Origin of the sequence: Malaciobacter mytili LMG 24559 (genome assembly GCF_003346775.1) — a bacterium.
Taxonomy (GTDB): Bacteria; Campylobacterota; Campylobacteria; order Campylobacterales; family Arcobacteraceae; genus Malaciobacter; species Malaciobacter mytili.
Genome location: NZ_CP031219.1, coordinates 924,730 through 947,110, shown reverse-complemented (window position 1 = coordinate 947,110; position 22,381 = coordinate 924,730). Strand labels below are relative to the sequence as shown.

General features: G+C 25.3%; 24 protein-coding genes. 6 read left to right on the top strand and 18 right to left on the bottom strand.

The features are described 5' to 3' along the window. Positions 1-8 precede the first annotated feature (8 nt). On the bottom strand, positions 9-767 hold the full coding sequence (gene blaOXA, locus AMYT_RS04810; RefSeq protein WP_114841419.1) for a class D beta-lactamase: 759 nt from the start codon (positions 765-767) through the stop codon (positions 9-11). Then, entirely contained in the window at positions 764-2,005 is a 1,242-nt protein-coding gene (locus tag AMYT_RS04805; RefSeq protein ID WP_114841418.1) for an NAD(P)/FAD-dependent oxidoreductase, read from the bottom strand. The genes blaOXA and AMYT_RS04805 overlap by 4 nt, the downstream gene beginning before the upstream one ends. A 151-nt stretch (positions 2,006-2,156) precedes the next feature. On the opposite strand from AMYT_RS04805, the gene AMYT_RS04800 reads away from it, so the two are divergent. After that, entirely contained in the window at positions 2,157-2,420 is a 264-nt protein-coding gene (locus tag AMYT_RS04800; RefSeq protein WP_114841417.1) for a hypothetical protein, read from the top strand. A gap of 16 nt (positions 2,421-2,436) precedes the next feature. Here the strand turns inward: AMYT_RS04800 and AMYT_RS04795 are convergent, their stop codons facing one another. From AMYT_RS04795 to ruvA, 9 genes are all read right to left on the bottom strand, one after another. Continuing rightward, a complete protein-coding gene (locus AMYT_RS04795) occupies positions 2,437-3,087 on the bottom strand; it encodes an ATP-binding cassette domain-containing protein (RefSeq protein ID WP_114841416.1) in 651 nt (216 codons plus the stop codon). Next, positions 3,074-3,943, bottom strand: coding sequence for a PstA family ABC transporter permease (locus AMYT_RS04790; RefSeq protein ID WP_114841415.1), 870 nt, complete (start codon positions 3,941-3,943; stop codon positions 3,074-3,076). Before AMYT_RS04790 ends, AMYT_RS04795 begins: the two co-directional genes overlap by 14 nt. Then, entirely contained in the window at positions 3,933-4,775 is an 843-nt protein-coding gene (locus AMYT_RS04785) for a PstC family ABC transporter permease (protein ID WP_114841414.1), read from the bottom strand. Before AMYT_RS04785 ends, AMYT_RS04790 begins: the two co-directional genes overlap by 11 nt. Then, positions 4,768-5,583 carry a phosphate ABC transporter substrate-binding protein gene (locus tag AMYT_RS04780; protein WP_196778993.1) on the bottom strand — a complete coding sequence of 272 codons (816 nt, stop codon included), beginning with the start codon at positions 5,581-5,583 and terminating at the stop codon, positions 4,768-4,770. The genes AMYT_RS04785 and AMYT_RS04780 overlap by 8 nt, the downstream gene beginning before the upstream one ends. Before the next feature lie 136 nt (positions 5,584-5,719). After that, the gene (locus AMYT_RS04775; RefSeq protein WP_114841413.1) at positions 5,720-6,208 is read right to left on the bottom strand and encodes an HIT family protein; all 489 of its coding nucleotides are present in this window, start codon (positions 6,206-6,208) and stop codon (positions 5,720-5,722) included. Positions 6,209-6,217: 9 nt separating this feature from the next. Continuing rightward, positions 6,218-7,654 carry a Mur ligase family protein gene (locus AMYT_RS04770; RefSeq protein WP_114841412.1) on the bottom strand — a complete coding sequence of 479 codons (1,437 nt, stop codon included), beginning with the start codon at positions 7,652-7,654 and terminating at the stop codon, positions 6,218-6,220. Further along, positions 7,641-8,360: an alpha/beta fold hydrolase gene (locus AMYT_RS04765; protein WP_114841411.1), complete on the bottom strand. Its 720-nt coding sequence runs from the start codon at positions 8,358-8,360 to the stop codon at positions 7,641-7,643. The genes AMYT_RS04770 and AMYT_RS04765 overlap by 14 nt, the downstream gene beginning before the upstream one ends. A gap of 1 nt (position 8,361) precedes the next feature. Next, entirely contained in the window at positions 8,362-9,402 is a 1,041-nt protein-coding gene (locus tag AMYT_RS04760) for a D-alanine--D-alanine ligase (protein WP_114841410.1), read from the bottom strand. A 16-nt stretch (positions 9,403-9,418) separates the two neighbouring features. Next, a complete protein-coding gene (gene ruvA / locus AMYT_RS04755; protein WP_114841409.1) occupies positions 9,419-9,979 on the bottom strand; it encodes a Holliday junction branch migration protein RuvA in 561 nt (186 codons plus the stop codon). A gap of 137 nt (positions 9,980-10,116) precedes the next feature. Here ruvA and AMYT_RS04750 point away from each other — a divergent pair, with 137 nt between their 5' ends. Then, complete coding sequence (locus tag AMYT_RS04750) at positions 10,117-12,309, top strand: methyl-accepting chemotaxis protein (RefSeq protein ID WP_114841408.1); 2,193 nt, start codon at positions 10,117-10,119, stop codon at positions 12,307-12,309. Positions 12,310-12,328: 19 nt separating this feature from the next. Here AMYT_RS04750 and AMYT_RS04745 read toward each other — a convergent pair whose 3' ends face one another. The 3 genes from AMYT_RS04745 to AMYT_RS04735 form a co-directional block, all read right to left on the bottom strand. After that, a complete protein-coding gene (locus AMYT_RS04745) occupies positions 12,329-12,688 on the bottom strand; it encodes a hypothetical protein (RefSeq protein WP_114841407.1) in 360 nt (119 codons plus the stop codon). A gap of 96 nt (positions 12,689-12,784) precedes the next feature. Beyond that, positions 12,785-13,849 (bottom strand): tRNA pseudouridine(13) synthase TruD, encoded by a 1,065-nt coding sequence (gene truD, locus AMYT_RS04740; RefSeq protein WP_114841406.1) that lies wholly within the window; start codon positions 13,847-13,849, stop codon positions 12,785-12,787. A gap of 11 nt (positions 13,850-13,860) precedes the next feature. Next, complete coding sequence (locus AMYT_RS04735; protein WP_114841405.1) at positions 13,861-14,685, bottom strand: thiamine-phosphate kinase; 825 nt, start codon at positions 14,683-14,685, stop codon at positions 13,861-13,863. 148 nt (positions 14,686-14,833) lie between these two features. Here AMYT_RS04735 and AMYT_RS04730 point away from each other — a divergent pair, with 148 nt between their 5' ends. Further along, positions 14,834-15,220 (top strand): class II SORL domain-containing protein, encoded by a 387-nt coding sequence (locus AMYT_RS04730; protein WP_114841404.1) that lies wholly within the window; start codon positions 14,834-14,836, stop codon positions 15,218-15,220. Between the two features lie 164 nt (positions 15,221-15,384). Here the strand turns inward: AMYT_RS04730 and AMYT_RS04725 are convergent, their stop codons facing one another. Next, the gene (locus AMYT_RS04725) at positions 15,385-16,908 is read right to left on the bottom strand and encodes a methyl-accepting chemotaxis protein (protein ID WP_228197917.1); all 1,524 of its coding nucleotides are present in this window, start codon (positions 16,906-16,908) and stop codon (positions 15,385-15,387) included. Positions 16,909-17,130: 222 nt separating this feature from the next. Between AMYT_RS04725 and AMYT_RS04720 the strand changes: the two genes are divergently transcribed. The 3 genes from AMYT_RS04720 (at position 17,131) to AMYT_RS04710 (ending at position 19,481) form a co-directional block, all read left to right on the top strand. Beyond that, positions 17,131-17,556, top strand: a complete 426-nt coding sequence (locus AMYT_RS04720; protein WP_114841402.1) for a DoxX family protein — start codon at positions 17,131-17,133, stop codon at positions 17,554-17,556. Between the two features lie 270 nt (positions 17,557-17,826). Then, positions 17,827-19,149, top strand: a complete 1,323-nt coding sequence (locus AMYT_RS04715) for an MATE family efflux transporter (protein WP_114841401.1) — start codon at positions 17,827-17,829, stop codon at positions 19,147-19,149. Between the two features lie 119 nt (positions 19,150-19,268). Beyond that, the gene (locus tag AMYT_RS04710; protein WP_196779630.1) at positions 19,269-19,481 is read left to right on the top strand and encodes a hypothetical protein; all 213 of its coding nucleotides are present in this window, start codon (positions 19,269-19,271) and stop codon (positions 19,479-19,481) included. Between the two features lie 12 nt (positions 19,482-19,493). On the opposite strand, the gene AMYT_RS04705 is transcribed toward AMYT_RS04710, so the two are convergent. The 3 genes from AMYT_RS04705 to AMYT_RS04695 all read right to left on the bottom strand — a co-directional run bounded on the left by AMYT_RS04705 (position 19,494) and on the right by AMYT_RS04695 (position 22,375). Next, complete coding sequence (locus AMYT_RS04705) at positions 19,494-20,090, bottom strand: TetR/AcrR family transcriptional regulator (RefSeq protein WP_114841400.1); 597 nt, start codon at positions 20,088-20,090, stop codon at positions 19,494-19,496. A 113-nt stretch (positions 20,091-20,203) separates the two neighbouring features. Then, positions 20,204-21,382, bottom strand: a complete 1,179-nt coding sequence (locus AMYT_RS04700; protein WP_114841399.1) for an MFS transporter — start codon at positions 21,380-21,382, stop codon at positions 20,204-20,206. 3 nt (positions 21,383-21,385) lie between these two features. Next, positions 21,386-22,375 (bottom strand): methyltransferase, encoded by a 990-nt coding sequence (locus tag AMYT_RS04695; protein ID WP_114841398.1) that lies wholly within the window; start codon positions 22,373-22,375, stop codon positions 21,386-21,388. Positions 22,376-22,381 lie beyond the last annotated feature (6 nt).

Sequence of the window (22,381 nt, the reverse complement as noted above, 5' to 3'; positions counted from 1 at the left end):
AAGATTATCTAAATTATTCCTAAAGTTTTAAAAACTTTAAAAGTAAGCTTTTTTCTTAAAGATAATTTATTAAAATCACTAATTAATAAATTTGTAGCAAAAAACCAAACCTCTTCTTTTGTTTGTATATAGCCCACATACCAACCGTGTTTTTCCTTTGGAAAAGTTGCCCAGCCTGTTTTAGAACTTAAGATATACTCTTTAGCTTTCTCTTCTATCATTATATTTTTTACTATATTTATATATTTTTTTTCAACTGGTAAATTTTCTAAATATAAGTTTTTTAAAAACTCTATTTGTTCCAAAGCAGAAATTTTTATATCTCCTTGTAACCAAAAATTATAAGAAGAGTTTCCTACTTTTTTATTTCCATAATTAAACTGTTTTAAATAGTATTTATATTTATCTATTGAGATTTCTTTTGAGTATTTTTGATAACACCAAACACAAGAGTATTTAAAAGCTGTTTTTAAAGTTTGGTCTTTATTCCATACTTCTAAAAATCTTTTTTTATTATCCCATTTAATTATCTCATTTTCATCTTTTAAAAGCTTTTCATTTAAGATTATTAAACTATTTGGTATTTTAAAAGTTGAAGCAGGAAGCAAAGCTTTTTTTGCTCTTTGTTCATTATAAATATATTGTATATTTTTATTTAAAGCTTTTATTACTATTGTTCCTTCAATATTATACTCTTTAAAAATTTCTTCAATTTTATTTGCATAAGCAAAGTTAATTACAAGTAAAAATACTAATAGTTTTTTCATTGAAAGAATCCTGAAAAAAGTAAAATATCATCACTTTGTGCATTTTTCTTATCATTTACAACCAAATCAGTTATTATACTTCCAATAGCAGGAGCAAAAGTCATACCTAACCAACCAAGTCCCATTGCATAAGTTAGATTTTTTATCTCTTCATCTCTTCCTATTAAAGGAATATCATTTGGAGTTAAAGGTCTAAAGCCACACCATAACTCTTCATTTTTCATCTCAAAATATTGATTATACTCAAAAAAGTTTTTCTTAATACTCTCTATTTGTTTTAAAACTACCTTAGTATCACTACTTCCTATTTCTAGTTTTGAAGTAAATCTTACATTGTCTCTTCTTGGAGTCATAACAATAAATAAATCATTGAAAATAGTAGAAGTTTTTGGTATAAACTCTTTTGGCATTTCAAAAGTAATACTATAACCTTTTGCAGGAATCATCGTCAAATCTCTATTACATTTTGAAGCCAATAAAGTTTGATAACCTGTGGACATAATATACTGTTCTGCTTCATAGATTTTACTAGAAGAAACAAGATGTTTAACCTTGTTATTTTCTACTCTTATATTTTCTATTTTCTCATTTAAGATAAATTCAACTCCTACTTCTTGCAAATGTCTTTTAAGTTCTAACATAACTCTTTTTGAATCAAAATGTGCATTTTTTTTAAAAAGTATTGCTCCTTTGATTTTTGAAGTGGCACTTGGAAGATACTCTTTTAACTCATTATTGTTTAAGATTTTAAATCTTTCTTCATCTATATAGTTATACTTTTTTAGCTTTTGATTATATGAGTTTTCTTCTGTAAATACTGATAACATACCCGTTCTATGATAATCAAAATCAAATGAGTCTTCTTTTACCATCTTTTCATAAAGCTTTAAAGAAATTTCTCCATATTTTTCAAAAAGCATCATTGTTTTTTTAGTTCTTTTTTCATTTGCACTTAAGATGAAGTTTAATAGCCACTTATACATTTTTAAGTCAAGTGTAGGATGAATTATTGCTGGAGATTGTCCTTTTAACATAAGTTTTAAAGTATTTAATACCACACCAGGATAACTAAGAGGAGTTTTATCAAAAGAAGAAAGCAATCCAGCATTTCCAAAAGAAGTAGAGTTTGTAATATCATTTTCATCTATTATAGTAACTTGTTTTCCACTTTTTTGAAGAAAATAAGCACATGAAAGACCAACTATCCCACCACCAATAATAATTATCTCTCTTTTCATAAACCATCCTTTATTTCTAATAGAGTAATAATACTAAAAAATAGTTTTTTTAACAAAAAAATTTATATATAATTTATATTTCTTATCTTTTTAAAAAGATACCTTTTTATACTATTTTGATATAATATTAAAAATACAATAGGAAAATATAATGTCTGAAATTAAACAAGATTTATTAGAATTAGTTCAAGAAAGTATGATACCAGAAGTTGAAGCATACCTTGAAGAGTTACATGAACTAATAAAAGAGAATAAACAAACTGATGAAGATATGGAAGAGATAAAGGAGATGGAGACATTTCTTGTGGAACTTCAAAATATAATCTTAGCTATTAAAGAAGATAAAATAGATGATATTCAAGCTGAAGAGATATATGAAAATATAGCAAATTTAGTTGAGGGAGAAGAAGAATAGGAGTAAAATTTACTCCTTATAAAAGATATCTTACATTTGAAATATCTTTTATTTGTGATTCAAAATGACTAATTATTGCAATAGTTATTTTTAGCTCTTTTAACATTTGTTCAATTTTTTTACTTAAAGACTCATTTAAAGAAGCAGTTGGTTCATCTAAAAGTAAAACCTTAGGTTTTAAAAGTAAAGCTCTTGCTAAAATTAACCGTTGTTGCTGTCCACCTGATAACTTTAAAGCACTTTTATTTAATACATCTTTTACTTCCTCATATAAATATACTTGTTTTAAAACTTCAATTATTTTTTCATTTCTATTTTTTATATTATGAGTTTTTGCAAAAAAATTTAAGTTTTCATATATACTCATAGGGAGTAAATCAGGGTGTTGAGAGACATATATTATCTCTTTTCTAAGTTCTTGTGCTTCATCATCATTTAGTTTTAGTATATCAATATATTTATTATCTTTTTTATAAAGAATTTCTCCACTTATCTTATAATCTTCTTCATATTTAATCATAGAATTAATACATAAAAATAATGAAGTTTTTCCAATACCACTTGGTCCTTGTATTGCTGTAATTTGATTTTCTTTTATATTTATATTTAAATTATCAAAGATAATTTTATTTGAAAATTCTAATTTTAGATTTTTAATAATAACCATTTTTTTTCTTTACTCCCTTTTGAATAAGCTTAGTAATTAAAAATAAAAATAAAGATATACATAAAAGTATTAATGCAGCACTAAAAGCCTGATTTAATTCATTTTCATCACTATAATTTGTAGAAATATAATATATATAAAAAGGTAAAGCTTCATATTTTGAAAAAATACTACTTGCTATCCCCACACTTGCAACTGCACCTGTGAGCATAATAACAGCCGTATCTTCACAAGCTCGTCCTAAAGCTAAAAAAACTCCACTTAATAACTCTTTTGAAGAGTAAGGAATAAGAACAAGAAATAAATTTTTTGTTTTAGATAATCCAAGATTTAAAGATAAAAGTTTTATACTTTTTGGAATATTATCTAAAGAATACTGAGTATTTTTTACAATATAAGGCATTATTAAAAGAGATAAGGCTAAAGATGAAAGTAAAAGTGAAGGTAAAAAATTTGTAAAAAATTTCTCATGCAAATATATACTTAATAGTAAAAAAAACAATCCTATTAAAATAGAAGGAACAGAAGAAAGAAGTTCAAAACAAAAATTTATATATTCTTTTATTTCTTTATTTGCATAAATACTAAGATATATTCCACTTGCAAAACCAAAAATAAAAGAGAAACCTAAACTTAAAAATATTAGCATTACAGTTCCTACAATTGCAGGGAAAATTCCATCAAAAACTCTTTGTTTTAATAAAATAGCATCAAGTACACGTACATCTTGAAAAATCAATTCTAAACTTATAGTATCAAACCCTTTATAAATTATAAAACCCAAAAGAGTATAAACTAGTAAAATTGCTATAAAAGTAAAAGTAGCTAATATTGATTTATATGTTTTAAATTTCATATGTATTAGCCTTTATTTTTCTAATAATTAATATTAAAATAAAGTTTGAACTTAAAAGTAATAATGCACATAAAAAAATTGCTTTAAAAGCCATAGATTCAAAGTCATTTGCAAATATTAAAGCAATATGAGAAGTTAAACTTCTAGTGGAATGAAAAATTGAACTAGGAAGAAATAAAGCGTTACCAGCAAGCATTAATACTACCATAGTATCGCCTAATGCCCTAGTTGTAGCCAATAAAAACCCTTGGGCTAAATGATAAGTTGAATTTTTTATAACAAAACTAAAAAAAAACTCTTCTTTACTCAAAGATAAATTAAGGCAACACTTCATATATTTTTGTGCTAAAGTATTAAAAATATTTAAAAATATTAAACTCATTGTAGGTATTAAAAGTAGTGATAATACAACACTTGCAACTAAAATACTAAGAGTAGAACTTGGTTTAAAATAACTTATAAAGGGTACAAAAATAAATAATGCTGAAAAAGCATAAATAACAGTGGGAATTGTAGCCATTAGTAATACAGTTTTTTCTAAAAATAATTTAATAAACTTTGAGTTTGCAAGGAAAATTATACTAGAAAGTGAAAAAGAGAATATAAATCCTAAAATCAAAGCTAAAAAACTTATTATAAAAGAACCAAGTAGTGGTACTAAGATTCCATATTTTTTATCTTCAATACTCCAAGTTAAAGAAAAAAACTCTTTTAGTTCATTTATAGTAAAAATATCAATGCATAAATAAATAATAAGAAAAAAAATACAAAAAACCAAAAGACTACTTATTAAAGTTATAATAAGTAATCCTTTAGAAAAAATATTATTCATTTACAGGAATAAAACCATACTTTGATACAATTTTTGCACCTTCACTACTTCGTAAATATGTAATAAATGCACTTGCTAATTTTGAAGGTTCACCACTACTTAATAAATATAAACCTCTTGCTACTTTATAAGTATTATTATTTATATTTTCAACGCTTGGAGCAATACCATCTATATTTATAAGTTTAACACTATCATTTACTACACCTAAAGATATAATTCCAATTGCATTAATATCACTAGAAACAGCTGTTTTCATAGCAGCATTTGAAGAAACAACTCTTGCTTTATTTGAAATTGGTGATTTTGCTAAAGCTTTATCCCAAAAAACTTTTCTTGTAGCACTTGATTCATCTCTTGTATATAAATTAATTGGAGCATCTGCTAATCCAAGCTCTTTAAAGTTTGTAATTTTTCCACTAAAAATATCTTGTAATTGTTTTGTTGTTAAAGTATCAATATTTATTTTTGGATTTATTATAACTCCTATTCCATCAATCGCAAATCTAAAAAGTTTTAAATTTCCATTTTTAATCTCTTCTAAAGTAGGTTTTCTTCCAGAATTTGCAAGGTCAATAATCTTTGAACTTACTTGTTTTATACCCATTCCACTACCTCCACCAGCAATTGAAATGGAAATATTAGGATATTTGCTCATTATATTTTTAATAGCTTCTTTTTCACATTTTATATGTGCAGTTCCTCCTGCAATATTTAAAGAACCTTCTAAGTTTTCAAAAACTTTTAAATCTGAGGCGTTTAAAAAAGTTAAAAAAGATAAGAATATTGTAAGTAGTAATTTTTTCAAAATTTACTCCTATAATTTTATAAAAATTATGAAGCATAAGTAGGAAAGTAGTCTCTTATGTTCTGCTTAAAACTTAAGCTATATTTATATTTTGAAATTATATAAAAATTTAAATTAAAAAGTTATAATAAAACACTTATAGAAAATACTTAGATGCACTAATTTTTAGTTTAGTATATATTTCCTCAAAGTCCACTGGATATACTCTTGTATTGCCAATAACACTTATAAAGTTTGTATCGCCTTTCCATCTAGGTAAAAGATGATAATGAACATGCTCAGCAATTCCTGCACCTGCGGCATCACTTAAGTTCATACCAATATTTACCCCTTGAGCATTCATTACATCTTTTAGTAATTTAACTCCTTGCTGAACTCTTTTACTCATTCTTAACCAAATTTCTTCTTCTAAATCTTCAATTTTATCAGTATGAGAATAAGGTATAACCATTATATGACCAGGAGAATAAGGATACTTATTCATTACCACATAGCATAATTCGTCACTAAAAAGTACTTGCATTTTTTCATCAGTTAAGTTTTTAGCAATATGGCAAAAAACACACCCTTTTATTTTCTCTTCTGTAACATATTCATGTCGCCAAGGAGCGTAAATTCTTTCCATTTTAATGCCTTAAATAAAATTTGGTGCATCATTTGCAAAAAGGATTAAATCTCCAGCTTGTGTCTTAGCAGCTAATGTCTCTTCAAGTTTTGATTTATCTTTTAATACTAAAATCTTATTTTCATCTATATTTGCACTTAATAAGTGAGAGTTTAATTTTCCTGTAATAATTACAAAATCAAACTTTTCATTAATCTCTTTTGCTAATAAAATATTTGCTTCATCTGTTGATTCAACAAGACCAGGAGTTACAATAACTTTTCTACCTTCATATGTTGAACAAATATTTACAGCTTCTAACATCCCTTCTAAATTACCATTAAAACTATCATCTATTATTAACTTGCCACCAGCTTTAATTGGTTGTAGTCTATGGGGAACTGATTCAAGCTCTTCAAAAGCTAGTTTTATCTCTTCTAAACTCATACCAAGTTCAAGTGCCACATGTATAACTGCTGTTAAGTTAATAGCATTGAAACTTCCAAGTAGTGGCGCATGGAAATGTTGTTTTTCTTTATTTATTTCAATATCAAACCAAATTCCATCAAGATTACTCATAGTAATATTTAAATTATCAGGGAATTTTATGATATTTGGATGGTCTTTTAAATGTACACTTTCATGTACAAAGCCCTTTTTCATTCTAGGAGATTGAAGTATTTCCATCTTTGTTCTAATAATATTTTCTAAAGTTTTAAAATACTCAATATGTTGTTCCCCTACACTTCCAATAACACAATATTGAGGCTCTAAAAAATTTGTAATTTCAGCAATATCACCTTTTTCTCTAGCTCCTGCTTCAGCAATATAAACCTCGGCATTTGAAGGTAAGTCTCTATTTACATCTAAAACAATTCCAGCAATAGTATTTACTGACCTTGGAGTTTTATAAGTAATAAATTTCTTTCTTAATACTTGATATAAATAGTTTTTAATTGAAGTTTTGCCATAAGAAGCCGTAATTGCTACTATTTTTAAATCTTTCATAGCTTTTATTCTTTGCTTTCCTTGATTTTTAAAAGAGATAAAAAATATCTTTTCTAAAACCATAGAGATAAGATAAGCTAAAATTAGAGGAATAAAAATTGCAGAAAAATGGCAAGATTGACTAGCTAAACATAAAGCTTTTATAGAAAAAGTAACAAATAGTAAAATAGCTAAAAATCTTTTTACCCTTGAAGTTAAAACAAGTGGTCTATCAAGTTTTTTATTCCATAGATAAAATAATCCAGCATAAAATACATAAAAGAATACAGCAAAAGCTATATCATTTAAAACATAAAAGATAATTATGGGAAAAACAAAATATGTAAAATGCCATTCTTGTTTATGATGTTTTAAAATAACTCTTTCAAGCTTATAGTTATACCATTGTAAATTAGTAATTAAATACCAACCTAGTGCCATTATAAAAACTATTTCGGTAAATATATCAAAGTATTCCATTTTCTATTTTCATAGCTATATCTTTTGAGTGTTTACAAAAGAAATAGTGATCTCCTTTATAAGATTTAAAAGTTGAGTTTTTAATTAAACTTGCTATTTTTTCTCCAGAAGCTAAAGAAGTTGCTGTGTCCTCTTCTCCCCAAAATATCAAAGCTTTATTTTCAAACTCTTCAAAGTATTTTGTAAAGTCTTCATTTACTACATTTTTAAAAGTTTCATACATATTTTCACTCATAGCTTCAACATCTTTACTTCTAAAAGCTTTAGTTAAATTAAAAAACCCTAACTTTTTAAAAAGTTTTGCAAAAAAGATTTTTGTTTTTACTTTAAAACTTTTAGGTTCTAAAATACCTGCACTACTTAAAAGAATAAGATTTTTAGGTTTTAGTAAAGTTGCAATTTTCCCACCATAAGAATGACCAACTATTGCTAAAGGCTGTGAATTTAAAGCATAAAGAAGTTTTTCAATAATTAAAGCATAATCATTTGTATGCAAAATATATTCATTGCTTGTTTTACCAAATCCTGGCATATCAATATAGATATGCCTAAACTCACTTAAAGTATTGCAAAAAGCATTTTTCATAATCTCTTTATTACTTCCCCAGCCGTGTAAAAAAACTATATCTTTTTTTGCTAAAGGGTTAATAATTTCATAAACAATATCAAATTCTTTTTCAAAAACTGCAATATTTTTAATTGCCAAGTTATTTACCTTTGCTTGCTTGAATTTTATTTACATATTCGTAGTTTATAGTTATCTTTCTAGTTTTAGGTAAAGAAGTAGCTAAATTTTTAATTATCTCATCAAAATTTGAGAATAAATAGTTTGCCATACTTCCTGGAACAGGATTTATTTCATTTAAATATACTTCATTATCTTTTACAAAGAAATCACATCTAATTATTGCCCCATCAAATAAAGTATTATAAATGGCTTTAAAATTCTTTTTTATTTCTTCTTGTAACTCTTCACTAATATCAGCTTTTAAAGCTTTACTTGTTCTAGAAAAATCTAAATATTTTTTATCAAAATCTAGAAAATCAGCTTTTTGAGGTTCTTCAATAATTGAAAAGTTAAATTCACCTGCTATTTTACAACCAGCTAAGTTATACTCTTTTATACCTTTTATAAAAGGTTCAACAATAATAGCATCATCAAACTCAAAAGCTACATCTAAAGCATACTCTAACTCTTGAGTATTATTTACAATAGTTACACCAATAGAACTTCCAAGTCTTACAGGTTTTATAATAACTGGATATTCATCAATTTCTATTTTATCATTTTTTGTAAAATATTTATAATCAATAGTTTTTACACCTATACTTGAAGCATAACCTTTTGTAAGAAACTTATTAAAGCTTACACTACATGCTTCTCTTCTAGGCCCTATATAAGAGATATTATTAAACTCAAATAGTGAAGCTATAACTCCATCTTCACCATCTGCACCGTGCATTATATTTAAAACCAAATCCATATCTAATAATTTTTCTTTAGATAAAAATCCACCTTGAGTATAAAATCCACTCTTTTTTAAAGATACCTTTTCACATTTTTTATATTCACCACTACTAAAAAGTTTTGATTTTATAATTTGTGTTGGGATATGATAGAAGTCTCTATTTTGATCTAAAAAAATATAAACAAATTCTGCATTAATCACATCTTTCATAGCAATAGCCGAAACTATTGAAATTTCATGCTCATAAGAAACTCCACCAAAAACAATACCTAACTTCAATCTTATTCTCCTAAAATTATTTTTGTAATTTTTTTAAAGCCTCTTTTACAAGTTCACTTGTAGTTGTACTTGTACAGCTTTTTAATATATTTGATACTATATCTTTTTTAAACCCTAAAGTTTCTAAAGCCAATGAAGCTTCAAGTGAAGCATTTGAACTATTTGCATCGTGTTCATTAAAGTCAATAACAAATCCAGATAATTCAACTAAAATTCTACTTGCACCTTTTGGTCCAATACCAGGAACTCTTTTAAGCATTGAAATATCATTTGAACTTACTATTTGAGAAAAAGAAGAAGGTGTAAAAGTAGAACAAATTGCAAGGCCAACTTTTGGCCCAACTCCATTTATTTTAATAACTGTATCAAAAAGTTTTTTTTCATTTATATCTACAAAACCATATAAATTTTGAGCATCTTCACGAATAATATGTGTTACAAATAATTTCACTTCATTTTTCGTTATTTTCGAGCTACAATTAAGAGAAACAAATACTTCATAGATTATTCCATTTACATTAATATGCAGTAATGTAGGCTCTTTCCTCTCAATTTTACCTTCCAAACCAACAATCATTTCAATATATCTCTTTTCTTATTTTTTTTATTAAAGTGTTACTTTTTTACGTAAATATTCTATTTTATATTAGAAATAATAATATATAAATAAAATTCATTATATAATAAATAAACTTAAAGAAAAAGGGGCTTTCAATGCTCGAAATAATAACAAGAAAGATAAGTAATAAAATAATCTTTTCACTACTTATTTTAATGACATTAAGTAGTTTAACTATTGTTTTTTTTACTACTAAAAGTGTAAAAGCTGATTCAATAGCAACAACAAAAGAAAACTTAGATATGTTAAATACGGCTATGTTTCAAAGCTTAAGAAATGCTATGAATACAGGTGATCCTGTACAAATTCAAAAAGCTGAAGAAGAAGCAAGAGAAATAAAAGGTGTAAAAGAACTTGTTGTTGCAAAGAGCCAACCTCTTATTGAAATGTATAATCCTGGAGAAAAATTTACTACTGATGAAGATATTTTAAAATCATTTAAAAATAAAAAATCTCAAATCTTAGAAGTAAAAACAGATTCTGGTCATGATTTAAGAATGATTAAACCAATGATTGCTACACAAGAGTGTTTAATGTGCCATGCTAATCAGCAAGAAGGTGATGTTATTGGGGTTATGGATTTAACATTTTCTTTAGATGAAGCTGATAGTAGAATTTATGATTTAGTTGTTGAAATATTAATTATTTCTACAATACTTGGATGGGTTACTATTGGTCTTGTTTTAATTTTAGTAAAAAAAGCAACAAATCCTATTAATAAGTTAAAAGAAGGATTTGAAAACCTACTTACTTCAAATGATACAAATATAAAATTAGAAGTTCAATCAAAAGATGAAATAGGAGAAGTTGCAGTCTTATTTAATTCATATATGGATAAAGTAAGAGAAGGCTTAAAAAAAGACGAACTTGTTATTGAAGAAGCAAATGATGTATTGGAAAAAACTGGAAATGGTTTTTTTGTTTATAAAGTAAATGCAACAGCATCTAACCCTTATGTGGAAGATTTAAAAAATAAATTAAATATGATGATATTAAGTACAAAAGCCACTTTAGATAAAATCAATGAAACTTTAAGAAATTATTCTGAATCAAAATTTGATTATAAAATTGATGATAAAGGTATATATGGAGACTTAGGTTCTTTGGCTGCTGGAATTAAACTTGTAGGAAATAATACTTCTGAAATTTTAGCAATGATTATGAATACGGGTGATGAATTAAGTAAAAATACTCATTTATTATCAAAAGCATCTGATAATTTATCTAGTTCTTCAAATCAACAAGCAGCTTCTTTAGAAGAAACAGCTGCAGCATTAGAGCAAATTACAGCTAATATTAAAGGAAATACAGAAGCAACTGTAAAAATGGCCTCTTTAGCTCAAAATGTTACAAATTCAGCTAAAAAAGGTATGCAGTTAGCAAATACAACGGCAACTGCAATGGAAGAGATAAACCAAAAAGTAAGTGCAATTAATGAAGCTATTGAAGTAATTGATCAAATTGCATTTCAAACAAATATTCTTTCATTAAATGCAGCAGTTGAAGCAGCAACTGCCGGTGAAGCAGGAAAAGGATTTGCTGTTGTTGCACAAGAAGTAAGGAACTTAGCAAATAGAAGTGCTGAAGCTGCTAAAGAGATAAAAGATTTAGTGGAAGATGCTACAACAAAGACAAATGAAGGTAAATCAATCTCTGATAATATGATTGATGGATATAAAGAACTAAATGAGCAAATCTCTAATACAATTGAGATGATTGATAGTGTTGCAACTGCATCTAAAGAACAAGAAAGAGGAATTATTCAAATTAATGATGCAGTTACAAACTTAGACCAAGCAACTCAAAAAAATGCATCAGTTGCAGATGATATTTCTAAAATGTCAGCTCAAATTGCACATATGTCTGACTCACTAGTAACTGCAGCATCAAGAGCAAGTTTCTTACAAGAAGCAAGAGAAGGTGTTGCAAATGTAGATTTAGTATATGATACTGCTAAATTAAAAGTTGAAATTTTAAGACTAAAAGATAATGTATATTCTAAACTAGGTACTTACCAAAAATGGAAAGTAGCTGAAGATAAATCTATGAATGAATGGATAACAAACTACTCATCATCAAATACATTAGCAGATACTGCTATTTTAGAGAATTTAAAAGTATTAAATTCAAATTTAAATACTAAACTTCAAAAATTAGTTGAAGCAAATAGTAATAAAGAAGATAATAAAGCTTTAAATGATAGAGCAAAAGAAGTAGAAGTAGAATCTCTTAAAATATTTACAGAATTAAATAATCTAAAAAAAGTAGCTTGTAAAAAACTAAAATAAAAGAAGTTTAAAACTTCTTTTATTGTTGCATCTGTTTAATTAAAGCTTCTAACTCATCATCTGAAATAGTATCATTACAATCACAAGGACCAATAGTTTTAGCTGAAGTTGCTAAATTATATAAAGATTTATCAATGTTGTTTTTTTCGCAAACAAAATTAACAACTCTTTCAATTTTTTGTCTATGTAAGTCTTGATGCTGTAATAAGCCTAAAGAATTTGAAATTTTTTCTGAGATTTTTTCTTTTTCTCTGATTGATAAATCAAAAGATTCAATTGTAGATTGGATGAATTCAAAGTCTTCATATATTTTGCAAGCATTATGTTCTGACTCTTTAATTACATCACATAGTTCTTTAATTAACTCTTCATATTTCATCTATGACCCTTAAGATAAACTTAGATATATAAGTCTATCTTTTTTTTACTTATAAATATAAGAAAAATAGGTCAAAGATGACATTTTTTTGATTTTTTAATGAATTAATTCTGAAATTAACTCTGTAGCGTAAGAACCTTTTGGTAAATAAAATTGAAGTTCCATCCAATTTTTATCTTCTTTATAGTTACTTTCAACTTCTTCAGGAAAAATCCAAGCAAATCTTCTAGCACCATCTTCTGGGATATTTTTAGTAAACTCTTCTTCAAAAGTTAATGCTTCATCTATTGATTTTTTTACTCTTTTTCCACAAAGTAATCCTGTAGGTACCCTATCTCTATTGTAAAATTTTTCAGCTTCAGCTTCTAACTCTTGGGCATGAAAAATCTTTCCATAAGGATAATGAGACATTAAATCCCCTGTTAATATCTTAAAAGGATGGGCTTGTTTTTTCATACTTTTTACTAAATCTAAAGGTAAAGATATTTTTTCATATATCTCTTTTGGCTCAAAAGCATCAATAAGCTTAGAGATTTCTATTCTTTTTGAAAGCCAATTATTAAACAAATAACTTTGATAAGCGTTGATATACATTTGCTTTAATTTTCTATCTTTTTCTTTTAAAGTCCCATTTATAATCGCTTCACCTTTTTCATAATTATTTTGCTCAATTCCAAATCTTTGAAAACCAAAATAATTTGGCATACCTAAAGTGGCAATTTGTCCTAAAACTTGTTCTATTTTTTTTGCATCTACAAGATTTACTCTTTTTAATCTAATAAAAAATTTATTGCCTTTTAAATGCCCAATTTTTATCTTATTATTATGATATGTAGTATCTAGAATTTTTATTTGGTCATGGGAAAAAGTAGCAAGTTTTTCTTCAAATTTTCTATGCACAGAGATATGTTGAACTGTCATTGCATTTTTATCTTTTAATCCTGCATATCCAATATCTCTACTTTTACAACCAAAATGATTTGCAAAAATTGAAAGAGCATCCCAAGTTGTTAAATCTTTTTTTCTAAACTTAATAATTAAATGTTCACCCTCATTGCTAAAATCATATAAAGGTATTTCTGTAACAACAAAATCCTCTTTGCTTTGCTTGAAAACAACATCAATCTTTGAATGATTTAAATATCTTTGTAAATTTGTCAATATAATATTCCTTAAAAATGGTGATTTTTAAAAGTAGTTTCAAAACTACCTTTTATAGTTTTTGCAAATATATTTAAAGGTACTTTGTGCTTTTTAGCAGCACTCATAATCTTTTCTAAATGCTTTTTGGGAAAAGTAAATAGTAACTCATACTCTTCTCCTGAAGTTCCAATATTTTCATCTATTTTTTCAAAAAATTTAAAACCAACTTTACTTGCTTTTGAAACCCTTTGTAATTCAAAAAATAATCCATCAGATATATCTAAAGAAGCATTTATATATTTTGAAATTTCATAAAAAAACTCTGCTTTTAGTTTTGGTTTTATAAATTTTGATTTTGAAGAAATTTTTTTACCTTTAAAAAGTTTTTTTAAATCCTTTTTACAAGTTCCCAAATCTCCAGTATAACAAACTAAATCCCCTATTCTTGCCCCACTTCTATATATTGGATTATTTGTTTTTGAAATAATTGTAATAGAAATATCTAATTTTTCATTTGATATTGTATCTCCACCTATGATTTGAATATTATACTCTTTGGCTACTTTTTTAAAGCCATTAGCTAATTTTCTTAAATCACTTTGAGTATAGTCTTTAGGGATAGCAACAGTTAAAAGAGCATAAAGGGGTCTTGCATTCATAGCAATTGCATCTGAGATATTTACAAGCATAGCTTTTGCAGCAATTTGTTTTAAGCTCATCCACTCTTTTTTAAAGTGTACATTTTCAAAAAACGCATCACTTGAGTAAACTAAGTCTTTTATAACTGCTCCATCATCACCAATAAATTTAGTTTGTTTGGAAAATTGTTCTATAAAAAAGTCTTCTTTATTCATGGGGGAAATTATACCTAATAATTGTATAAAGTAGTTGAAGTTAAAAACTAAGTTTTTTCTTAAATAATAATTTTACAAAGCTATACTTGCAATTTAATTAATAATTTTTATTATATAATAATTGTAATTTTTTTAAGGAGTTAGAACTATGCCAAAGATTAACAAATATGTTGATATAGATACTGTTGAAAGAGAAGCGAAAAAAGATTTAATTGATAGACACTCGCCATTTATTCACTGTAATGAAACTGCAAAAGCAGGAGAGCCATTTGAAGTAACTGTAAAAATGGGTAATGAATATACTCATCCAGATGATTTTGATCACTATATTGAGTCTGTATCATTATTTAATGGGGAAACATTATTAGCAAAAGCTACTTATGTACCTGGAACATTAGGAAATGTTAAAGCTCATAATACTACAACTTTTACAATTATTCCAACTGGTAAAAAACTTAACTTAGTTGCTCATGGATACTGTACTAAGCATGGTATCTGGGAAGGTACACCCGTAACAGTAGAAGTTGCAGAATAAGCTATAAGCCCTATTCTATTAGGAAGGTAAGAAGTAAAAACTTCTTACCTTTTTTATTTTAATAGCTTATTAGCAAGTAAAATTTATAATTTGTGCACTTTAAAATAAAAACATAATCATATATTAAAAATCACACAAGTTAAATATAAGTATGAGAGAGAAGTTTAAAAGCTTTCCCACTCATCATTATTATTTTTAGGTGTAATAGTTTTACTTCTTTCAACTTTTATAGGAGTTTTTTTAGAAGATTGATAAATTGAATTTGAATTATGCGAATTTGATTTATTTAAGTTAATATTTTTTGCTTTAACTTCATTTTTACCAATAAACTCTTTTGTATTGGCATCATTTACAACTAATTTTGCTATATTATCAGTTATTTGTGCCACATCATGAGCTTGTGATGCTATTTGTGCATTTTGTTGAGTTTGCTGGTCTAGTTGAGTTACAGCATCATTTATTTGTTCAATTCCAGTTAATTGCTCTTTACTTGACATCTCTATATCAGAAATAAGAGTTATAGTTTGTTGAATATTTTGATTTAACTCTTTATATCCATCTATCATATGACTTGCTATTTCTTTCCCTTCATCTGCTTTACTTTTAGCCGTCTCAACAATATTTTTAATCTCTTTTGCTGCTTCTGCACTTCTAGAAGCTAAATTTCGAACCTCCTGTGCAACAACGGCAAACCCTCTACCAGCTTCTCCTGCTGTTGCAGCTTCAACTGCTGCATTTAAACTTAAAATATTTGTTTGAAATGCAATTTGATCTATTATACTTATAGCTTCAGTAATTAGGCTTACTTGAGTATTAATCTCATCCATAGCAACAGTTGTTTTACTTGCAAGCTTTTCACCTTGTGATGCTGAAGTAGTTACATTATTTGAAAGACTAGACATTTTTGCTATATTACTTGTAGTATTTCTAATATTTGATGTTATTTCTTCAAGTGCTGCTGCTGTTTCTTCTAAAGAAGCTGCTGCTTCATTAGAACTAATATTTAATTTATCTACATTTGATAAAAGGATATTTGAACTTTCATCTAAAGTTAGACCATTTGATTTATTTTCAACTAACATTTCATTTATAATATCTGCTAGATTATTTAATCCTATTGATACTTCCCCTAAATCACCACTTATTCTATGTGTAAAGTTTAAATTTTGAAAAGAAGTTAAAGAAGTAGATATTTTATTTAAATCTCCATCAACTTTAGAAGAGACAATTTGATATAGTTCATTTATACCATTTTTAAGATTTTCAATTCCTTCATTTTTAGTTGATTCAGTTATAGTTTGTTTCATAATTCCTGTTTTTGCTAAATCAATAGAATTTTTAACAGCATCTATCACTTTTTTTGAATCAGTAATATCTTGTGCAAATTTAATAACTCTTGTTACTTTGCCACTTTTATTTTTTACAGGAGTATAAGAAGCTTGAATCCAAATAGAAGTACCATCTTTTTTAAATCTTTCAAATTCATCTATTTGAGATATTCCATTTGCTAAATCATTCCAAAATTTGGTATAAGCTTTTGAATTTGTATATGTCTTATCACAAAATATTCTATGGTGATTACCAACAACTTCATTAAGTTTGTATCCTAAAGCATTTAAAAAATTATCATTTGCATGTATAATTTTACCATTTGGTTCAAAAGATATAATTGCAAAGTTTTCTTCCATTGCATTAAGTCTTCCTATTTCTTCTTCAGTTTTTCCAAAATTAAACATTTTAATATCTCCTATCTAAATAAAAGTGTCACTTTTACCAATTAATTGTGTCTATTGTAACAAAATTTATCTAAAAATTTTTATTTTTTGATAAATTATTATTAAAATTTTATTACTTAACAATTATTAAACATTAAAAAAATATAATCCCAAAAATTAAAAAAAGGATACATTTTGACAAGTTGCGAAAATAGATTAGCTTGTGTTTTAAATGAAAATATTGGTAAATTAATCTTAAGATTAAGTATAGCAGGACTTATGTTATTTCATGGTTTTTTTAAACTTTTTAATGGAATTGATGGAATAAAATTCCTAGTTACACAAGCAAAACTTCCTGAATTTATAGCTTATGGTGTTTATTTGGGGGAAATTATTTTTCCAATTTTGATAATCATTGGTTTATTTACAAGGATTTCATCTTTATTTTTTGCTTTAACAATGTTTTTTGCCATATTTTTAGCCCATAGTACAGATATATTTACTTTAGAAGAAACAGGTGGTCTAGTAATTGAATTACCTTTAATTTATCTATTAATTTCTATTTCAATAATATTTATAGGAGCAGGTAAATATAGCCTAGATGCAAAATATAGAAAATAGACTCTTTTAAAAGAGTCTATTCTTCACTTTTTAAACTATAAAAAACTTACTACTTTATTAAAAAGAAACCTAAATATTTAAAAATACTTTTTAAATAAACTAGTGGTTTATTTAAATGAAAGTATTCTTTTGCTAGTATTAAATTACTTATTTTTAGAAAATATTATTAGAATAATAAATAAAGAAAACTATCATAGAAAATCAAGAAACAAATACTTAAATTCTTTGATTTAGCTATGTATCATAATAAGATACGAAAAAGAAATTTATATGAATGTAACAAAAAATAAAATATTATCAGTCTTTTTTCAATACTCAATACCATCTGTATTAGGTATGTTAGCAATTTCATCAGCAAATATAGTTGATGGATTTTTTATAGGAAATTATGTAGGAGATTTTGGACTTGCAGCAATAAATATAAGCTTACCTATTTTCTCTTTTTTATTTGGATTTGCTTTTATGTTAGCAATTGGTAGTAGTGTTGTAGCTGGAAAACTAATAGGTGAAGGAGAAATTAAAAAAGCCTCTATTATTTTTACTAAAACGATGATTTGTGTAACTATTTTTAGTTTTATAATTTGCAGTGTTTTATTTTTAAATATTGAGACTATTTTACATTTTTTTGGGGCAGATGAATACTTAACAAATGTTGCCATACAGTATTTATCTATTATGTTATTTTTTATTCCTTTTTTAATGATTGGAATAGTTTTAGATTATTTTGTAAGAATTGATAATAGACCAAATCTTGCTTTTATAGCTTTACTTTCTAGTGCTCTAATAAATTTTATATTAGATTGGTTTATGATTGTATATTTACAAAAAGGTATTTTTGGAGCAGCTCTAGCTACAGGTATTTCTCAACTTACTTTGTTGATTATTCTTTTACCTCATTTTTTTTCAAAAAAAGCAACTCTTAGATTTGTAAAACCTATAGGAAGTTATATTCAAATTGCAAAAGCTTGTTATAATGGTGCTTCAGAGTTTGTAAATGAAATTTCAATAGGAATAATGACTTTAATTTTTAACTATGTTATGATAAAGAATTTTGGTGTAGAAGGAATTGCAGCATTTACAGTTATAAATTATCTTTTATTTATTGGAATAATGATAAGTTTTGGAATAAGTGACTCTTTACAACCAATTATTAGTAAAAACTTTGGTGCAAAACAGAGTAAAAGAATAGAAGAGTTTTTAAAATTAGCTTTTATTTCTACAAGTTTAGTTGGTCTTATAATGATAAGCTTAATTATATTTATTCCAGATAAACTTGCAAATATTTTTTTAGAAGATACTAATCATAAAACAAAACAATTAGTTTTAAATTTTGCTACATTTATATGGATAGTTTTTCTTTTTGATGGTATTAATCTTGTGATTTCTGCTTATTTTACTGCAATTCATAAGCCTTTACAATCAATGATTATTGCGTTATCAAGAAGTTTTATTTTTCCTGTATTTTTTATATTTACATTACCATTTTTATTTGATTTAGATGGTATTTTTATAGCAATACCAATGGCTGAATTTATTACTTTTATAATCGCAGTAATTTTATATAGAAAATTTAACCCTAGAAAAATCACTTAAGAAAATAGAATTAATAAAACTATATAAATAGGAAATGAATTATGAAAAACCATACAAATAAATTAAATATTATTTTTTATATCAACTAATTGTCATAGTCAAGGTAGTGGATATAAAGCTTGGAAAGCAATAGAAAAAATCATCCAAAGACAAAAGTATGGGAAACTACTACACCCTATTTTGAAAAAAGAAATATTCATTTTTATGTAAATAAGTGTGGCTTTAAAATTGTGGAATATTTTAGTAAATATCATCCCGATCCAAATTTTAAGTCAAATCAAAATTTTGATGAGGAAGATGATGAAATGTTTAAGTTTGAAAAACAAATGTAAAAAATATAAAATTTATCTTTTTAATAAATCTTCTAACATTTTAATATAATCAATTAGATTCTTTTTCAAGTCATAATTTTCTAAAATCATAGATTGCAGATACATTCCATCTGCTGTTGCAATTAAACTTGGAATAAAATTTTTAGCATTTTCTTTCAAAACTTTTTTTGCAATCATATCATCAAAGATTTCATTTGTAACACTAAATAAATAATCATAGCACTCAGCATTTTTTTCTTTTATAAATTCATTTTCCACATTTAAATACATATAAAATGTATCTTTCATTAATTTATCAAAAGATTTATTTTCAGGATCTGATAGAACTAAATAGAAAGAAAAAAGAGCTAAAAGTTTCTCAGAAAATGTTTGAGCCTCATTTATCTCTTTTTCCGTATCAATAAAAAATTTTTCACTTTTTTTATCAATTACTTCAAAAATCAACTCTTCTTTTGTTTTGAAGTAATAATAAAATTGTCCTTTTGACATATTTAAAGACTCAATAAATTTATTTAAAGAAAAATTGTTTACTCCATTTTTTATAAATTCTTCGTATGCTTTTTCACATATAAAATCAATTTTTTCATCAAAGTTAACTATTTTTGGCATTTATTGTTCCATATTATATATTTTGTAAATATCTTAAGATATTTTGACTAAAAAGTTTGTTATTTTTACTTTTGAGTTAATCTAATTATTTACAAAACATACTTTCCCTCAATTCAATCTTTGTATTTTTTATAAATAAAAAATACAACTATAATTAAACATATAAGCTCAAAAATAAACATTTTTGCAAAACCAAAATTTGAGACTATAATTCCTGCTATTACGGCTGAAATAATCCTAGTAAATGAAAAAATACTTGATTGAATTGAATAGTCAATTGCTCGTGATTCTTTCCTTGAATAATCCATTATCATAGAAAAAATTATAGCTGAAGATAAAGAAATAGCTAAAGCTATAAAAGTAATACTTATTATTAGATAATAAAATGTTAGATTATAGTATTCAATAAAAATTAAAATTAATGTACTTAAAATATTAAAAATCATAAAAATAATAAGTAAATTTCTCTTTGAAAATTTTTGCCCAATATAGTTACTTAAACCTCCTCCTAAAATAGCTACAAAACTTCCATAAATTCCCACATAAATAGCTACATCATTAGCAGATATACCTTTATTTATTAAATATGGCTTCATAAATACCCAAAGAGCACTTATTGAAACAAAATAAAAACTTAAAATAAAAATCCAAATTCCAATATTTTTTTGTTTAAAAAAAGTGATTATATTTTTTAAAGATATTTTCTCTGTATTTATAACTTCATTATTTTCTTCTATAAAATGTAAAGCAAATAGTGAAAAAAGAATAAAACAAGCCATTAAAATAAATGTAAAATTCCAACCTAAATAATTAAAAATAAGTAAAAAAACTCCACCTCCCAATAAAGATGCCGTACCATAGGCAATTATTTTATAACTTCCTGCACTAATTCTTTCTTCTTTTTTAAAAGTTTTAATTGCCAAAGCATTAAGTGGAATATCCATAAAAGTCGAAACAAAAGCTGTTATTAAAATAGCTATAAAAACCGTATAAATACTATTTTCTAAGGATAAAAAACTAATTACAATTAATAGAAAAATATAAAATATTCCTATATAAAATATCCATTTTTTATAATGTTTTTTATCAAATACTATTTTATCTATTGGAGGTGACATTAAAAACTTAAATATCATTGGTAAACCAGCTAATTGAAAAATTCCAATTAATGATGCATCAAAACCTTTTATTTGCAAAATCATAGGAAGTCCCATAACAAAAAAAATCATAGGAGTTAAAATTGATGTAAATAAAATTGAAAATAAGATATTTTTTTTTGTCAATTGATTCATAATTTACTTCTTACAAATATGAATTTGACTTGGTGTCATAGGAGTTTTATATGTTGTGTATGAATTTATAGTACTAAATCCTACTTCTTCAAAAATTTTTGATAATTCCATAGGTTTTAATATGTTTTTACCTTGCAAATTTAAAGATAAAAAATAAAAAAAACTATTTTCATCAAGATTATTTTTTGTATCAATCTCCACATGACAACTTACTAAAATACCATTAGGACTTAAGGAATTGTAAATTTTTTCAATCACTTCTTTTTTATTTTTAAAAAAATAGAAAATATTACTACACCAAATTAAATCATAGTTTGTTCCTATTTCATCTTTTTCAATATCTCCACTTAAAACTGTAACTTGCTTTTCTAATTTATACTCTTTAATATGCTCTTTTGCAATATCTGTTACTTCTTTATAATCAAAAAGAGTAGTTTTTAAAGTTGGATGATTTTTTGTAATTTCTAAACCAACAATTCCAGAAGCACAACCTAAGTCAAGCATTTTATTTATAAAATTAAACTCTTTTAAATTTTTTATAATATCAAGTGCAATTGGAGCAATTAGATTTCTTTGTTCTTGCTTTAAAAATTTTTTTGAAGCATCAGCCCAAAGTTTTGCAGTTTTATTATCTTTTAATTTTATATCTTCTTCTAATAGTGATTTAATCATCTTTTTTCCATTTTCTATCATTTGTTTTCTATGTAAAAAAACATCACCACAATATGAAGAAGTTCCACAAATAAAAAATTCTTTAGCAAATTGTGTAACATAATATTTATCTTGTTTTACTTCAAGTAATTCCATAAAAACTAAACTATCCAATAATATTTTAGTTTTAGAATCATCTATTTTTATTTTTAAAGAAATATCAAAAACTCTATTTACACCTTCTTGTATTAATTTAAAAATTTTTAAATTTAAAGCTATTTCTAAAATTTCTGTTTTTTGTTGAATTAATAACATATTTAAATATTTATTTATATTTTTCATTTAAAC

What these genes read in the sequence shown, in the direction of transcription:
- AMYT_RS04715 (WP_114841401.1), top strand. Translation starts at nt 17,827, where the DNA reads ATGAATGTAACAAAAAATAAAATATTATCAGTCTTTTTTCAATACTCA.
- AMYT_RS04730 (WP_114841404.1), top strand. Translation starts at nt 14,834, where the DNA reads ATGCCAAAGATTAACAAATATGTTGATATAGATACTGTTGAAAGAGAA.
- AMYT_RS04750 (WP_114841408.1), top strand. Translation starts at nt 10,117, where the DNA reads ATGCTCGAAATAATAACAAGAAAGATAAGTAATAAAATAATCTTTTCA.
- AMYT_RS04745 (WP_114841407.1), bottom strand. Translation starts at nt 12,688, where the DNA reads ATGAAATATGAAGAGTTAATTAAAGAACTATGTGATGTAATTAAAGAG.
- AMYT_RS04775 (WP_114841413.1), bottom strand. Translation starts at nt 6,208, where the DNA reads ATGGAAAGAATTTACGCTCCTTGGCGACATGAATATGTTACAGAAGAG.
- AMYT_RS04700 (WP_114841399.1), bottom strand. Translation starts at nt 21,382, where the DNA reads ATGAATCAATTGACAAAAAAAAATATCTTATTTTCAATTTTATTTACA.
- AMYT_RS04695 (WP_114841398.1), bottom strand. Translation starts at nt 22,375, where the DNA reads ATGAAAAATATAAATAAATATTTAAATATGTTATTAATTCAACAAAAA.
- AMYT_RS04705 (WP_114841400.1), bottom strand. Translation starts at nt 20,090, where the DNA reads ATGCCAAAAATAGTTAACTTTGATGAAAAAATTGATTTTATATGTGAA.
- AMYT_RS04725 (WP_228197917.1), bottom strand. Translation starts at nt 16,908, where the DNA reads ATGGAAGAAAACTTTGCAATTATATCTTTTGAACCAAATGGTAAAATT.
- AMYT_RS04770 (WP_114841412.1), bottom strand. Translation starts at nt 7,654, where the DNA reads ATGGAATACTTTGATATATTTACCGAAATAGTTTTTATAATGGCACTA.
- AMYT_RS04805 (WP_114841418.1), bottom strand. Translation starts at nt 2,005, where the DNA reads ATGAAAAGAGAGATAATTATTATTGGTGGTGGGATAGTTGGTCTTTCA.
- ruvA (WP_114841409.1), bottom strand. Translation starts at nt 9,979, where the DNA reads ATGATTGTTGGTTTGGAAGGTAAAATTGAGAGGAAAGAGCCTACATTA.
- AMYT_RS04800 (WP_114841417.1), top strand. Translation starts at nt 2,157, where the DNA reads ATGTCTGAAATTAAACAAGATTTATTAGAATTAGTTCAAGAAAGTATG.
- blaOXA (WP_114841419.1), bottom strand. Translation starts at nt 767, where the DNA reads ATGAAAAAACTATTAGTATTTTTACTTGTAATTAACTTTGCTTATGCA.
- AMYT_RS04790 (WP_114841415.1), bottom strand. Translation starts at nt 3,943, where the DNA reads ATGAAATTTAAAACATATAAATCAATATTAGCTACTTTTACTTTTATA.
- AMYT_RS04785 (WP_114841414.1), bottom strand. Translation starts at nt 4,775, where the DNA reads ATGAATAATATTTTTTCTAAAGGATTACTTATTATAACTTTAATAAGT.
- AMYT_RS04795 (WP_114841416.1), bottom strand. Translation starts at nt 3,087, where the DNA reads ATGGTTATTATTAAAAATCTAAAATTAGAATTTTCAAATAAAATTATC.
- AMYT_RS04735 (WP_114841405.1), bottom strand. Translation starts at nt 14,685, where the DNA reads ATGAATAAAGAAGACTTTTTTATAGAACAATTTTCCAAACAAACTAAA.